General features: G+C 72.2%; 14 protein-coding genes and 1 tRNA gene. 6 read left to right on the top strand and 9 right to left on the bottom strand.

The genetic code is table 11. The annotated features are described in order from the left end of the window. Positions 1–47 precede the first annotated feature (47 nt). The 9 genes from WME73_RS23950 to WME73_RS23910 all read right to left on the bottom strand — a co-directional run bounded on the left by WME73_RS23950 (position 48) and on the right by WME73_RS23910 (position 8,740). Positions 48–1,046, bottom strand: a complete 999-nt coding sequence (locus tag WME73_RS23950; protein ID WP_437917176.1) for a hypothetical protein — start codon at positions 1,044–1,046, stop codon at positions 48–50. Next, entirely contained in the window at positions 1,043–1,540 is a 498-nt protein-coding gene (locus WME73_RS23945; RefSeq protein WP_437917175.1) for a hypothetical protein, read from the bottom strand. The genes WME73_RS23950 and WME73_RS23945 overlap by 4 nt, the downstream gene beginning before the upstream one ends. 60 nt (positions 1,541–1,600) lie before the next feature. Beyond that, positions 1,601–2,212 (bottom strand): type IV pilin protein, encoded by a 612-nt coding sequence (locus WME73_RS23940; RefSeq protein WP_437917174.1) that lies wholly within the window; start codon positions 2,210–2,212, stop codon positions 1,601–1,603. A 78-nt stretch (positions 2,213–2,290) separates the two neighbouring features. Next, positions 2,291–2,905 (bottom strand): pilin, encoded by a 615-nt coding sequence (locus tag WME73_RS23935; RefSeq protein WP_437917173.1) that lies wholly within the window; start codon positions 2,903–2,905, stop codon positions 2,291–2,293. Between the two features lie 161 nt (positions 2,906–3,066). After that, on the bottom strand, positions 3,067–3,729 hold the full coding sequence (locus WME73_RS23930; RefSeq protein WP_437917172.1) for a type IV pilin protein: 663 nt from the start codon (positions 3,727–3,729) through the stop codon (positions 3,067–3,069). Between the two features lie 85 nt (positions 3,730–3,814). Then, on the bottom strand, positions 3,815–5,296 hold the full coding sequence (locus WME73_RS23925) for a sigma-54-dependent transcriptional regulator (RefSeq protein WP_437917426.1): 1,482 nt from the start codon (positions 5,294–5,296) through the stop codon (positions 3,815–3,817). 147 nt (positions 5,297–5,443) lie between these two features. Further along, the gene (locus WME73_RS23920; protein ID WP_437917425.1) at positions 5,444–5,836 is read right to left on the bottom strand and encodes a hypothetical protein; all 393 of its coding nucleotides are present in this window, start codon (positions 5,834–5,836) and stop codon (positions 5,444–5,446) included. Between the two features lie 109 nt (positions 5,837–5,945). Continuing rightward, the gene (gene rimO / locus WME73_RS23915) at positions 5,946–7,412 is read right to left on the bottom strand and encodes a 30S ribosomal protein S12 methylthiotransferase RimO (RefSeq protein ID WP_437917171.1); all 1,467 of its coding nucleotides are present in this window, start codon (positions 7,410–7,412) and stop codon (positions 5,946–5,948) included. Next, a complete protein-coding gene (locus WME73_RS23910) occupies positions 7,409–8,740 on the bottom strand; it encodes a dihydroorotase (protein ID WP_437917170.1) in 1,332 nt (443 codons plus the stop codon). Before WME73_RS23910 ends, rimO begins: the two co-directional genes overlap by 4 nt. Positions 8,741–9,038: 298 nt before the next feature. Here WME73_RS23910 and WME73_RS23905 point away from each other — a divergent pair. The 6 genes from WME73_RS23905 to WME73_RS23880 all read left to right on the top strand — a co-directional run bounded on the left by WME73_RS23905 (position 9,039) and on the right by WME73_RS23880 (position 14,171). Continuing rightward, positions 9,039–9,125, top strand: a tRNA-Leu gene (locus tag WME73_RS23905). A gap of 200 nt (positions 9,126–9,325) precedes the next feature. Beyond that, entirely contained in the window at positions 9,326–10,504 is a 1,179-nt protein-coding gene (locus WME73_RS23900; protein WP_437917168.1) for a hypothetical protein, read from the top strand. A 66-nt stretch (positions 10,505–10,570) separates the two neighbouring features. Next, positions 10,571–11,641, top strand: coding sequence for a DUF4190 domain-containing protein (locus tag WME73_RS23895; protein ID WP_437917167.1), 1,071 nt, complete (start codon positions 10,571–10,573; stop codon positions 11,639–11,641). A gap of 56 nt (positions 11,642–11,697) precedes the next feature. Then, positions 11,698–12,006 (top strand): hypothetical protein, encoded by a 309-nt coding sequence (locus WME73_RS23890; RefSeq protein WP_437747689.1) that lies wholly within the window; start codon positions 11,698–11,700, stop codon positions 12,004–12,006. 78 nt (positions 12,007–12,084) lie between these two features. Further along, the gene (locus tag WME73_RS23885; RefSeq protein ID WP_437917166.1) at positions 12,085–13,146 is read left to right on the top strand and encodes a tetratricopeptide repeat protein; all 1,062 of its coding nucleotides are present in this window, start codon (positions 12,085–12,087) and stop codon (positions 13,144–13,146) included. Further along, positions 13,146–14,171 carry a hypothetical protein gene (locus WME73_RS23880; RefSeq protein ID WP_437917165.1) on the top strand — a complete coding sequence of 342 codons (1,026 nt, stop codon included), beginning with the start codon at positions 13,146–13,148 and terminating at the stop codon, positions 14,169–14,171. The genes WME73_RS23885 and WME73_RS23880 overlap by 1 nt, the downstream gene beginning before the upstream one ends. Positions 14,172–14,206: the final 35 nt, after the last annotated feature.

Below are 14,206 nucleotides of genomic sequence, written 5' to 3'. Positions count from 1 at the left end.
AGCCGCCAGGGATGCCTGGCGCGCGCCGCTTCAGCGCCCGAGGCAGCTCACCGCTCGCCCTCGACCCGCTCCGCCCAGGCGCGCCAGGTGGTCGCGCAGCGCGGCTCGTCCGCGTGCGCGCCGCCCGCGCAGTACGCCGGGTCGCGCGGGGGGCCCAGCACGAGGATCGCGGTGTTGCTGACGAACGGCAGATCGCGCCGCCAGAGCTCGCGGAACCCGTCGAGGCGCCGGCGGTACTTCTCTGCGTCGCGCGCGTCGAGGAGCTTGTCGAGCTGCGCGCGGATCTTCTGCTTGAGCTCCTCGTCGTCGGTGACGGCGAGCGTGCGCTGGAGGAACCGGATCTGCGCCTCTCGCTCGCCGGCGCGGCCCAGGATGCCCGCGCCGCCGAGCGCCTGCCAGCTGATGTTCGCGTCGCCGCCGCCGAGCTCCGCGGCGCGCGCGAGCATCCGGGCCCCATCGAGGCGCCACTGCGCCTTCTCCTCGGGATCGGTCAGGTACGTGGCCGGCGCGATGAAGGCGACGAACTGGCCGAGCGCGAGCCAGATCTCGCCGTCGTGGGGGCGGTTCTGGACTCCGCGCTCCATGATCTCTCGCGCCTTGACGACCTCGTGGCGCGGCGTCTCGCTCATCTGGAACGTGATGAGCGCGTCCGCGAACAGGTAGGGCTCGCGGAAGGTCGGATCGAGCGCGTTGATGGCGTCGAGCAGCAGGGTGAGGTTCTCGAACCGGCGCCGCTCCATGGTGTGCAGGCCCTGCGAGACGAGCACGTGCGACCAGAGCAGATCGGCCAGCGCGGCGCGGTAGCCGAGCGACAGGCGGACCACCTCGTCCGTCGGCGGCAGCACGTACACGTCGGACGTCTCGGCGACCCGCTGCTCCAGGTCTGCGGCCGGCGCGCGCACGCTCCCGATGGCGACGGCGGCGGCGGCGGAGAGCGCGACGGCGACGAGCGCCTCGCGCGCGCCTGTGAGGCGGCCGAGGAGCGAGCGGGCTGCCGGAGGAGGCGGAGGAGGCCCCGCCCCGGGCGCGGGAGGGTCCCCCATCATTCCACCTCGCGGTCCACGAACATGCCCGGCAGCACGCGGGCCGGCTCCCCGGGGATCCGCTCGCCGCGCACCTCGAACGTGGACAGCACGCCGTCGCCGTCGAGGTCGCCGTGCGCGGTCGCGGTGAAGCGCATGGCCTTCGACGCGTCGGCCTCGCTCGTGAACTGGAAGGAGAACGCGTGGGGCCCCTCGAAGCGGAAATCGAGCGACCGCCAGGTGAGGTGCTCCCACGACTCCGGCGGATCGACGGCGCGCACGCCGCGCGGCACCTGCGCCGGGGTCAGCGGGGCGGCCGGCGGGAAGCTGATCTCCTGCGGCCGCGACTCGGCGTAGGCGACCGCGCTCGTCACCAGCCGGTCGAGCCCCTCGATGGGCTCGCTCAGCTTGGACGCGCTGAGGTTTCGGAAGAACGCGGGGACGGCGACGGCGAGGACGCTGCCGCCGACCGCGAAGGCCGCGCTGAGCTCCAGCGCGCTCCAGGAGCGCCAGGTCATGGGCTCCTCTCTACCTCACCCCTCCACGATCGAACAAGCGCGAGGGAGGCACGGTTCGCATCAGTCGGAGTCGATGTTCGTGTAGATCGCGGTGCTGGTCGCGATCTCGCCGTCGCGCACCTCCCCGGTGCGGGCGATCGTGTACCTCTGCCCGTCACCCTTCAGGTCCCCGACCGCGCCCACCTCGAAGCCGTCCGGTCCGGGGATGGGAGCGCCAAGCAGGCCCTGGCTGACGTAGCTTCCGCCGACCTGGTACGAGTACTGGAAGTAGATGGGCTGGCTGATCGAGAAGCCGAGGCACTGCCAGCCCTCGAGCGTCGAGCCCGAGTTGAAGTCGAGGCCCGGCGCATCGTCCGGCTGGTACTTCTTCCCCTCGACGGACGCGAAGAGGAGCGGGACCGGCGTCGCCGAGGTGCAGAGGAGGTGCGTGTTCGCCGAGGCGACGCCCGTGGCCGCCAGGATCTGCGAGACGTCGCGCTCGCGCTCGTACTGGGCGATCGCGGTGCGGGTGATGGCGCCGACGACCTGCTTCGCTTCAGCCGTCTTCGCCGTGACGAGGTAGCTGCGCACGCCGACGATCGCCAGCGCGGCGAGCACGCCGGCGATCGCGACAACGATCATGACCTCGATGAGGGTGAAGGCTCGTCCACGGACCGCTGTCGTGCTCGACATAACACGCCCTCTCCGCTCGCAGACGACGCCGATGGACCGGGGCTGCCCGGCTCATGTGAGCCGGGCAGCCGGGAGGTCTCATTCGAACTCGTTGTTGACGAAGACCTGCGTGGCCAGCGCCAGCTCGCCGTCGGTGATGGTGCCGCCGCGGGCGAAGCCGCTGAACGCAGTGCCGTCGCCGTCGATGTCGCCGATGGCGCTCGCCTCGAAGCCGAGCAGCCCGGCGCCCACCGTGGGCGCGCCCGCGAGGGCGGCGTGGGTGTTGTTCGCACCCCGGAGATAGTGGTACTGATAGTAGATCGGCTGCGATATCGTGAACTTGAGGCACGGCCAGCCCTGGGTCGCGGTGCCCGCGTTGAAGTCTTGCAACGCGGTCGAGTTCGGCTGGTACTTCGTGCCCTGTGGGATGGCCCCCGGAACCGCGGCGGCCGAGTCGCAGAGCTCGTGGCTCGCGGCCGCCGAGGTGCCACCGCCGGCCAGGATCTGCGAGGCGGCGGTCTCCCGCTCGTAGGCGGCGGCGGCGCCACGGGTGATCGCGCCCACCGTGTTCTTGGCCTCCGAGGTCTTCGCGGTCGCGAGGTACCGGCGCACGCCGTAGATCGCCAGCGCGGCGAGGACGCCGATGATGGCGACGACGATCATGAGCTCGACGAGCGTGAAGCCTCTCCTGTCATATCGCTTGATTGCACGCATGAGTGTCGATCCTCCGTGATGCTTTCTTTAATTGGATGCTTTGCCGAGACTGACCATGATGTCGCCTGGTGCGAGCTCGGCCGGCCCGCAGCGCGAAAACCTCTCCCACGGGCAGGCGCTCTCCGCGCCGCGCCGCGCCGGGGCAAGACTCCTCTACTCCGTCACTCCGTTTCGTTCTCCCAGTAGATCCCTGACATCGTGGATGCCGTCAGGAGCAAGGCCAACGTCCCATCCGAGTCGCGATCACCGGCCGCCTGGATGACGTACCACGGGCCGTTCGGCGCGAACTGCGGATCTGCCAGCGGATTGCCAGCGGGCAGCCCCGCGAATGTGAAGCCTCCGTGTGGCGTCACGCCGAAGGGGGGGGTGACGCCGGCCACGGTCGCGTATCCGAAGCGGACCGCGCCGTCCGTCGTCACGTTGAGCAGCTGCCAGTCCGTGGCGTCCGGGTGAGCGCCGCCCCACGCGCGCTTGCGATCGCTGAGCGTCCCCGCAGGGTACCAGGCATCGAGCGATCCCTTGGACACATTCAGGTACACGAGCATCTCGGCCTTGTAGGCCTCCTGCGCGCCGCGGATGCCCTGCATGACCGCCTTCGGCTCGGCGATGCCCGCCGCGTCCATGTACCTGCGGTATCCGACCATGGCGATCGCCGCGAGGACACCCACCATCGCGACGACGACGAGGAGCTCGACGAGCGTGAACGCTCGCCTCGCTGCGCTTCGCTGTCGCCGCCTGCTCCGCATGCGCCCTGACGCTCCAGCAGGTGACGTGCCAAGGAGCGCGCGGCGCGGCGTCGTCTTCGAGTTGCGCGAGAAGCTCATGAGTTGCCTCGGTTTTCCTTGAGGTGACGAGGGCAGGGGGCCGGAGGTGTGGGGTTGTGTTCTTTTGCGGCGGTGACGAAAACCGTCACTGCAGGGCGCCCGGCGGTGACGATTCTCGTCGGGATCCTCCCTCCGGGTCGTCGTCGCCCTCCCCATCGGCGGCAAGGGCGTGCTTGGCGAGGCGGTAGCGCAGCGACCGGAACGAGACGCCGAGCAGCTTCGCGGCCGCCTTGCGGACGCCGCCGGTGCGCTCGAGCGCCTGGAGGATGAGCCGGCGCTCGAGCTCGCCGATCACCTCGTCGAGCGCGCACCCCTCGGGCGGGAGCTGCGCGAGCAGCGGCGCCGGGCTCGCGCTGAGGCCGGCGACGGCGCTCGGGAGGTCGCCGAGGCCGATCGTGGGCCCTCCGGCGAGCGCCACCGCGCGCTCCATCATGTTCTCGAGCTCGCGCACATTGCCCGGGAAGCCGTAGGCGTCGAGCGCGCGCACCGCGTCCGTCGTCAGGCCGCGGACGTCCTTGCCGAGCTCGGCGGCGAAGCGGCGGAGGAAGCGCTCGGCGAGCCGCGAGATGTCCCCGGGGCGCTCGCGTAGCGGCGGCAGCTCGATGCGGATGACGTTCAGCCGATAATAGAGATCCTGCCGGAACCGGCCCTGGCGGACCTCGGCCTCCACGTCGCGGTTGGTCGCGGCCAGGACCCGGACGTCCACCGAGATCTCCGCGGCGGCGCCGACCGGGCGGACCTTCCGCTCCTGGAGCACGCGGAGGAGCTTCACCTGAAGCGCGGCCGGCAGCTCCCCGATCTCGTCGAGGAGCAGCGTCCCGCCGTCCGCCTCCCGGAACAGGCCCATCGAGCGCGCGCCGGCGCCCGTGAACGAGCCCTTCTCGTGGCCGAACAGCTCGCTCTCCATGAGCGCCTCCGGGAGCGCCCCGCAGTTGACGACCATGAACGGCCTGGCCGCGCGATCGCTCTGGTCGTGGATCGCGCGGGCGACCCGTTCCTTGCCGGTCCCGCTCTCACCCGTGAGCAGCACGGTGGTGCGCGTCGGCGCGATCTTGGCGATCAGCTCGGAGATCCGCTGCATCGCGGCGCTCGTGCCGAGCGGCTCGCGCGACGGGAGATCGAGCCGCTCGAGCTGCGCGCGCAGGCGCTGGTTCTCCGCGACGATCGAGCTCTTCTCGAGCGCCTTCGCGGCGAGCGCGGTGAGCTCCGCCGGCGAGAACGGCTTGGTCACGAAGTCGTACGCGCCGTGGCGCATCGCGTCGAGCGCGCTCTCCACCGTGGAGTGCGCGGTCATCACGATCACCTCGGTCGCGTTGCTCCGCGCCTTCGCGGCCGTGAGCACCTCGATCCCCGAGCCGTCGGGCATCACGAGGTCGGTGAGGACGAGCGGGAACGGCTGCGGGTTCTGGCGGATCGCCTCGATGGCGGCGCGCGCTCCGGGCGCGACCACGACCTCGTAGCCCTGGCGGTGGAAGGCAATGTGGAGCACCTGGCGGAGGCCCGGCTCGTCATCGACGACCAGCACCCGGGTGGCGTTCTGCGGGATGCTCGGCGGGATCGACGCCATCACGCCAACACCCTATCACGATGCTCCGCTCACGCGTCGAGAGCGGCCATCGGGCGCGGCGCGCCGCGTCGTCGTCACGTCACCGCGTCGTCACGTCGCCGCGTCGTGACTATCTCCCACTTCGGCGCATGGGGCTTCGTCGCGCGCTCAGGGGCAGGCGTCGTTCACGACGCCGAGCGGTGTGCGCTCCTCGACGACAAACGATTGCGCCTCGCTCTCCTCGCCTCCGTTGCCCTCCAGCTCCTGCCACACGAGCAGGGTGTCGCAGAGCTGAGCCTCGATCTCGAGGAGGTAACGGCCGTTCCCGTCGGTGTCGTCCTCGATCACGCCCCGCTGCGTCCGCTCGTTGAAGAGGCTGACGCGCGCGCCAGGGCTGCAGTTGCCCGCGATCTGCCACACCCCCTCGCGATCTGCGGCGGGCCGCATCGTGTCGGCTGGCTCGGGCGGGGGGAGCGGCAGCGTCGGGCTCAGGCACGCCGCACCGGCGAGCAGCGAGATCGCGAAGGCGACGGCGAGGTGAAGCGCAGCGCGGCGGAGCATCGGCACGGCACGGCGTCATAGCACACCGTGTGCCGCGCCCCCTCCGCCGCGGAGCGCGCTGATGCAGCGGGATTTTCAGCGATCGCGCCGCGACCCGATCGCCGGACCGTCAATTCTGTTGGCGCTCGCGTCCATCGGTTTGCAGCACGCGCAGGGCGACGCGCCGCTTCGCCGTGGCGGCGCCAAGATCCGCGGCCGGGGGGAGCCCGGCGCCGCGCCCGCTCTCCTCGTCGTCGAGCAGCTCGCCGACGAGATCGTAGTCGCTCGCCTGCGTGATCCGGACGCGGCACATCTCGCCGGGGCGGACCTCACCGCCGGAGAGGTAGACCTGTCCGTCGATCTCGGGCGCCTGACCGGCGTGGCGGCCCATGAGCACGTACTCGTGCTCGTCGCTCGTCCCCTCGACGAGCACCTCGAGCTCGCGGCCGATCATGGCGGCGCTCTTCTTGTGCGCGATGCGGCGCTGCAGCGTCATGAGGCGGCGGTAGCGGCTCGCGGCCGTACGCGCGGGTACCTTGCCCTCGAGCTCGTAGCTGCGGCTCGCCTCCTCGTCGGAGTAGCGGAACACGCCGACGCGCTCGAACTCGGCCCAGCGCACGAAGTCGCAGAGCTCCTCGAACTCGGCGTCGGTCTCGCCGGGGTGGCCGACGATGAACGCGGTGCGGAACGTTAGGTTTGGGACGCGCTCGCGCAGCGTGGAGACGACCCGGCGGAGGCGATCGCCGCCGTGGCCGCGCCGCATCCGCCGCAGCATCGCGTCGGCGGCGTGCTGGAGCGGCATGTCGACGTAGGGCACGACCCGCGGGTGGCCGGCGAGCAGCTCGACGAGGTCGTCGGTCATCGTCTCGGGGTACAGGTAGAACAGCCGCACCCAGCGCACGCCGGGCACGTCGGCGACCCGCTCGACGAGCTGCGCGAGCGTCGCGCGCGCGCCGTCCTCGGCGCGGCCCGCCGCGTCGCGGCCGTAGGCGATCGTGTCCTGCGAGATGAGGTTGATCTCGCGGACGCCCGCCGCCGCGAGCTGCTCCACCTCGCGCACCACGTCCGGGATGGGCCGGGAGCGCTGCGCGCCGCGCAGGTCCGGGATCACGCAGAACGAGCAGGTGCGGTTGCAGCCCTCGGCGATCTTGACGTAAGCGCTGCCGCCGGGGGTCGAGAGGGTGCGCGGATCGCCGGCCTGGATCAGCCACTCGGCGGGGTTGCCGACGAGCATCCGCTCCGCGTCGCCCGCGAGCACCCGGCCGAGCTTGAGCATGTCGCTCGACCCGAGGAAGTGATCGACCTCGGGCATCTCGCGGGCGAGCTCCTCGGGGTGGCGCTGCGACAGGCAGCCGGCCACGACCAGGCGCTTGCAGCTGCCGTGCTCCTTGTGCTGCGCCATCTCGAAGATGGCGTCGATCGACTCCTTCTTCGCGTCGCCGATGAAGCCGCAGGTGTTGACGACGATCACCTCGGCCTCGGCGGCGTCGTCGACGTGCGCGTAGCCGGCCGCGCGGGCGACGCCGAGCATCACCTCGGAGTCGACGCGGTTCTTGGGGCACCCGAGGCTGACGAAATGGACCTTGCGCGAGCTCATGTCGCCGCTCCCTCGCCGTCGACGAAGACGACCCGCCCCGAGGCGAGCGTCATCTTGACGCGGCCCGTGAGCTGCCGGCCGAGGAACGGCGTGTTCTTGCTCTTCGAGCGGAGGCGCGCCGGCTCGAGCACGAAGCTCAGGTTCGGATCCACGAGGCAGAGCTCGGCGCGGGCGCCGGCCTTGATCGTGGGCGCCTCGAGCCGCGCGATGCGGGCGGGGGCGCGGGTGAGGGCGTCGACGAGCCGCCCGAGGGGGAGGGCGCCCTGCCGGACGAGATCGAGCAGGACCGGGACGACGAGCTCGAGGCCGATGAGGCCGGGCGACGCCTCGGCGAACTCGCATTCCTTCTCGAGCGTGGAGTGGGGCGCGTGGTCGGTCGCGACGGCGTCGATGGTGCCGTCCGCGAGCGCCTCGCGGAGCGCGTCGACGTCCGCTTGCTCACGAAGGGGCGGGTTGACCTTGCACGCCGTGTCGTAGCCGAGCACGGCGGCGTCGGTGAGCGTCAGGTGGTGCGGCGTCACCTCGGTGGTCACGGCGATGCCGCGGGCCTTCGCCTCGCGGAGGATGCGGACCGCCCCGAGCGACGAGATATGCGCGACGTGGTAGCGCGCGCCGGTGGCCTCGGCGAGCAGCACGTCGCGCGCGACGATGATGTCCTCGGCCACGCGCGGCCAGCCCCGGAGACCGAGCCGCGTCGAGATCGCCCCCTCGTGCATCTGCGCCCCGTCGGTGAGCGCGTGGTCCTCGGCGTGCTGGATGATCGTGAGATCGAAGGTCTTCGCGTACTCGAGCGCGCGGCGCATGACGGAGCTCGACGTCACGCAGCGGCCGTCGTCGGAGACCGCCACGGCGCCGGCGTCCTTGAGATCGGCCATCTCGGTGAGCTCCGTGCCCTTCTGGCCCATCGTGATCGCGCCGATGGGGTGGAGCGCGGGCCCCCCGATCGCGCGGGCTCGCGCGATCATGGCCTCGGTGATGGAGCGGGTGTCGTTGACCGGCCGCGTGTTCGGCATCGCGCACACGTGGGCGAAGCCGCCGGCCGCCGCGGCGGCCAGCCCGGAGGCGATGTCTTCCTTGTACTCCTGCCCGGGCTCGCGGAGGTGGGCGTGGAGATCGACGAACGCGGGGAGGAGCAGGAGCCCATCGCCCTGGATGATCTCGGCCCGGTCGGCGCGGCGCAGCTCGTCGGTCGCTGCGCCGCGTCCCGCCCGGGTGATGACGCCGTCTTCCACGACGACGTCGATCACGTCGTCGAGCTGTTGGGTCGGGTCGACGGCGCGCACGCCGACGAAGAGAAGGAGGGGAGGAGGTGAGCCGATGGCCGCCATGGGAGCGCGCTCCCCTAGCACAGGCGCTCCCCGCCGTGCACCGGTGCAGCGTCAGCGGGGCAACCAACCAGGCAAGGAGGCCGCGCGCCGGGGTCAGCTGGCAGCTGCAGGAAACCAGGAGACCCGGGCGAGGCGAAGGACGGGAACGCGACGGGCACAACGGAGGTGATGGAGATGATGGATGCAACAGGCGTAACGGACGCAACGGACGGAACAGTCGACGGAAGAAAAACGCTCGGGGCGTGACACAGCGCTTGACGGAACGCGAGGGGGTGAGGTAGTGATGCCGTCCCCGCTCGCGAAGCTGGCGGAATTGGCAGACGCGCTGGATTCAGGTTCCAGTGGGGTAACTCCCGTGGAGGTTCAAGTCCTCTGCTTCGCACCAAGCGCTCTTCTTATCCTGCTTCCCTAGCCACGACTCTTGCCAAAGTCGTGGCTCTGTCCCTGCTCGCCGTCTCCAGCAGTTCCTGTGATCGCCGCTCCTCCCCCTCGGCGGGAGGAGCCGCGAGTGCAGCCCCTGGTCCGAGCGCCTCGGGCGCGGTCCTCGCGGCCGCCGCTGCGTCGAGCGCCCCGACCGAGCCCGCCGTGGCCACTGCGCCGGCCGAGCCCGAGCTGCCGCGCGGGACCGGCGTCCAGGAGTTCGTGCCCATCGGCTCCCTCGAAGGGTGCAAGGCGAAGTCGGGTGATATCGCGACCTACATCCTGCGCGAGGGGATGGGGATCGCCGGCCGCGCCGACGGCTCGTTCGGGGCCGTGTGGCTCGTGGACCTCAAGGGAGGGGACGCGCAGATCGCGTTCGCCGGCTTCGATGGCGAGGCCCGGCAGGTCGCTCGCGCAAGGGCGATCTCGAGCACGCGAGACGCAGGGCTCCGGATCTTCTCCGCGGGAGACGAATGGGCGGTCACGTGGTTCGACGCGGAGGGGCTCGCGTACGCGCGGCCTCGCTGGGAGACGAACCCGCCGGTCGAGATCCAGCGCGTCGGCGCGATCGGGAGGGAGGTCAGCGACGATGTCGCCCTCGCGCCCGCTCCAGGTGGCGCCCTGGTAGCAGCGGCGCCCTTCGGACCGGACCGCCAGCGCCTGGGGGTGTTCCAGTTCGCGCCGGTGGACCCTGCGCAGCCGCAGCTCAAGGCGGTCGGGGTCACGCGAAGCGCCAAGAAGCCGCGCTGGCCGACGGTCGCTGCCGACGCGTCCGGTGGCTACCTCGTCGCCTGGCAGGACGAGGAGGACGGGAGCATCCGGGCCTCGCGGTTCGACGCCGCGGGCAGGGAAGGGAATGCCCACGTCGTTGCGAAGCGACAGGGCGGCGACCGACCGGCTGGCGCCGCTCAGGAGACACCGGACAGGGATCAGCGGCTCGGCCTTGTGGCCACGGGCAGCGCCGGAGCGTTGCTGGTCTGGAGCGAGGGAGCCACCTTGATCGCCCGCGCGCTGGACCCCGAGGCGCGGCCGCGCGGGGCGCCCTGGGTCGTTGGCAAGGGCAAGTGGCGCGCGCTCGCGCCGAGCGGCGACGGGGCCCTCGTGGCGTGGGTCGGCCACGATGGCAAGGTGGAGGGGCAAGCCCTCCTCGTGAAGCTGGCCGCCGACGGAGCGCCCTCTGCTCGAGGGATCCGGGTGTCGGATGGGGTGTTTCCCGTAAAGGATTCTCCCAGCGTGGCGCTCGCCGGTGAGCGGGTGGGCGTCGCATGGACGGAGCCCATGAGCACCGGTGTGAGCACGAAGCGCGCAGTCTTGCGTGTGCTCGAGCGCACCTGCATCCCCTGAGCGCTCACGCCACGAGAGGGCCCGTGCGGCGGGCGTAACACGGCCTCCGGCGCTAGGATGAAGAGCGTGAGCCACGCATTCGGCCCGACTCAGCCACCGCCGAACCGCGATGCGAACGAGCCGCCTGCAGCGCTCAGGGACGTGCAGATGGGCGCCCTGCCCTGCGAAAGCGAGCCGCCTGCCGGAGTGCCGCCCTGCGACACGGTCGCGGCCCGCGGGCGCGTCGCGCTCGCGCCGGCAGCAGCGCAGCCGAGCCGCGCGCAGGCGGCGCGGCTGATCATCCAGGATCCCTACCTCACGCCTCCGCCGGAGCGACGGCAGCTCTCCACGCTGGCCGTGAGCTCGCTCGTCGCGGCGCTGTTCGGGCCGCTCGGGGCGATCGCCGCGATCGCCTTCGGCTGGGCGGCTCGCCGCGAGATCGAGCAGGCCCCGGCCGTGCGCAGGGGGTACGCGCTCGCCAGCGTCGGGCTCGCGCTCGGCGTCCTGCTCACGCTCTGCTGGAGCTCCGCGATCGGCTTCGGCGTCTGGATGTGGAGCACCCATCACAGCGGAGAGACGGCCTCCGCCCTGCCGGAGGGGGAGGCCTCGCCGGAGCCGGCGAGCACGGCGTCGCCGTCGATGCCGCTGCCGGAGGCGCCTCCTCCGGCGGTGCAGCCGAGCGGCAGCGTCCCTCAGCACACGACCCACCGGCGCATCGGCGGGGTCTCCATCGTCGATATCGGCGTCGACGTGTCCGTGCTCAGCGAGGAGCTCGCCAAGCAGCGCGCGGAGGCATACGCCCAGGGCGAGAAGGTCCTCGTGATGACGACGAGCGATCCCTGCGAGCCGTGCCGCGGGGTCGACCGCTCGCTCGGCGATCCGCTGATGCAGACGGCCCTCCGGAGCGTGCGGCTCGTGCGCGTGGACATCGATCTCTTCAAGGAAGATCTCGATCAGATCAAGGTGCCGCGGCGGCTGTATCCGGGCTTCTTCCTGCTCTCGCCGGATCTTTCCCCGCAGGACGGGATCAACGGCGGCGAGTGGGACGACGACATCGCGCGCAACATCGCGCCCGTGCTGGGGGCGTTCGTGCGGGGCCAGTACACGACCCGCCGGCAGCCGTGGAACCCGCTGCCCGGCTCGGGCATGCGGCTCTGAGCCGGGTCGCGCGCGGCGACGAGCCCCTCGCGCGCCGGACAGGGTAAGCTCGGGCTGTGAAGCGCTTCGGCCAGCTCGCCCTCTTCGCCCTCTGCGTCGCGTTCAGCGTCTCGGCGGTCTACAACGTCGTCTCCGACAACGCCGACGTCGAACGGAGGGCGGCGCTCGTCGCGTGCGGCGAGGACGGCGCCGCGAGCGCGCCGGAGCCGCGCCGCGCGAGCGAGGGCTGCAGAGCCCAGATGACGCGGCTGGAACGGACGCCGTTCGGCCAGACCTTCGAGTTCACCACGGCGAAGCGCACCGTGGACGTCAGGTGCGAGCGGGCGCTCGTGTTCGCCGGCGAGTACAGCTGCAAGCTCAGGTGATCGCCGCGGCGGCGGCCTTCACCCCGCCCGCCGCAAGACGCCGTTATCCGCGCGGAAGTTACGCTATGGTGGGCGGCCGTGACGAGCCACACAGCGCGCTTGCTTCGCTCGATCGGCTTCGAGGCCGGGCGCATCGTCGTGTGCTTCGCCTCCGCGGTCGTCGCCGCCGCGACGGTCGCCCACAGCGCGCCGTCGGCGCTGGCGGCGCAGGTGCCCCCGCCGGAGCCGCTCCGCGCGCCTGTGGTCGCGCCCGCCGCCCCGCCCGCGCAGCCGCCGCAGGGCGGCGGGCCGAGCCCTCCCGCCCCGCCGCCGCTCTCGCGAGACGAGGAGGAGAAGCGGCTCCGCATCGAGCGAGCGACGGCGCTGCACGACGAGGCGCAGCGGCGCTACCAGCACGGCGAGTACCGCGCGGCCATCGCGAAGCTGGAGGCCGCCGTTGCGCTCGATCCCGAGGGCAAAGAGCTCATCTACAACCTGGCGATGATCCACGAGCGGCTGGGCGAGATCGACGAGGCCGAGCGCTACTACCGCCGCTACCTCGACATGGAGGCGCTCCCGAAGGCGCGTGAGGAGGTGCACGCGGTCCTCAAGCGGCTCAAGGGCGCGAAGCGGGAGCTCGCCAGCGCGAAGCCGCCGCCGTCCGCGCCCGCGAAGGCCGCCTCGGTCTCCACGGCGCTGCCGTATTTGCCGCGCTCGCCGCGCCATCCCGTCGCGGTCGGCAGCGCGATGCCGCGCGCGACCTGGCTCGGCGTCAGCGGGGGCATCGCCGCGGGGTCGCTCGTGGTCGGCGGCGTCTTCGCCGCGCTCGCCTTGGCGCGGGATCCCGGCGCCGGCGAGCGCACCGGGGCCGGCGTCTCCATCGCCGACCTGCAGGCCGACGCGAGCGCCGCCCACCGGTGCGCCGTCGCCGCGGATGTCGCCTTGCTGATCGCCGGACTCTCCGGGACAGCGGCGCTCTACCTGTACCTGTCTCCCGGGGCCCCCGCGGCGAGCCCGGCCGCTCGCGGGGCCTCGGCCGTCGGCGCGCGTGCGCTGACGCCGGGGCAGGATCGCCGTCTCCCGCGCGACGCCGGTGCAGGGGCGCAGGGGATCCGCCTGTCGCTGGGCGCCGAGGGAGCCCGGCTCCGGGTGCAGTTCTGATGCGCCCCAGCGCCGCGCGGCGCAGGCTGCTCCGCGCGCTCGCCGCGCTCGTGTCGCTCGGCGCCGGGTGCGAGGTCCTGGTCGACGGCACGCTGGGCCCGGTGCACTGCACGGACGAGGGCGCGCTCGGCCCGCCGGCGTGCCCCGAGGGCGCCGTTTGCAGGGACGGCGCCTGCGCCGAGCAGCAGCTGGAGCGCGCGCTGGGCGCGCGCTGCGCGCGGCACGAGGACTGCGGAGCGCTCGATTTCTGCCTCGATCCCGCGCTGTTCGACGTCGAGGGGCCGCGCGGTTGCTCGCGCGCCTGCTGCAGCTCGAGCGACTGCGATCCTGCCCGGGATGCGGTCTGCTGGATCCCCGACGGCGGAGGGAGCGGCCTCTGTCGCATCGGCCGGGAGGTCGGCCGGCCCGACGTGGGCGCGCGGCTCTCCGGCGCGCCTTGCGCCGCGCCCGGCGACTGCCGATCTGGCATCTGCAACGACGGCGCCTGCGTCGACGCCTGCTGTTCCGACACCAGCTGCGCCACGAACGGGGCGGCGTGCCGGCTCACGACGGGCCTCGTCGCGTCCGGTCCGGCCTGGGCGTGCCAGGCCGCCGCCTTGGGCGATGGAGGCTACTTCGAGCCGTGCGCTCGGGACGAGGACTGCGCGTCCGGGCTTTGCGCGCAGGTTGAAGGGAGCGAAGGGAGCGGCCGCTGCACCATCCCGTGCTGTGGCTCGGAGATGTGCCCGGACACGCCCGGCGAGGTGAGGCAGCGCGTCGGCTGCGCTGAGCTCGCGATCGACGGACGCTCGACCGTCCGCGCGTGCATCACGCTGCTGTCCGGGGACAGCCTCGCGGCCACCGGCGCTCCGTGCTCCACGCCCGAGGACTGTCGGAGTGGTATGTGCATCAAGGATCCTGAACAAACGCAGCGATTCTGTAGCGACGTCTGCTGCAGCGATGCGTCCTGCGGCGACGCCGCGTTCTTCGGCTGCCACCCGCGAGCGACAGGCGAGTCGTGGGCCTTGCGATGCGAGCCCAAGTAACGGACGATCCCCCCCATCGCGGTGGTAGTTCGTGC

Source organism: Sorangium sp. So ce302 (genome assembly GCF_051530145.1).
GTDB lineage: Bacteria > Myxococcota_A > Polyangia > Polyangiales > Polyangiaceae > Sorangium > Sorangium cellulosum_B.
Note: the sequence above shows the minus strand (reverse complement) of the source record. Positions and strands in the feature narration are given on the sequence as shown.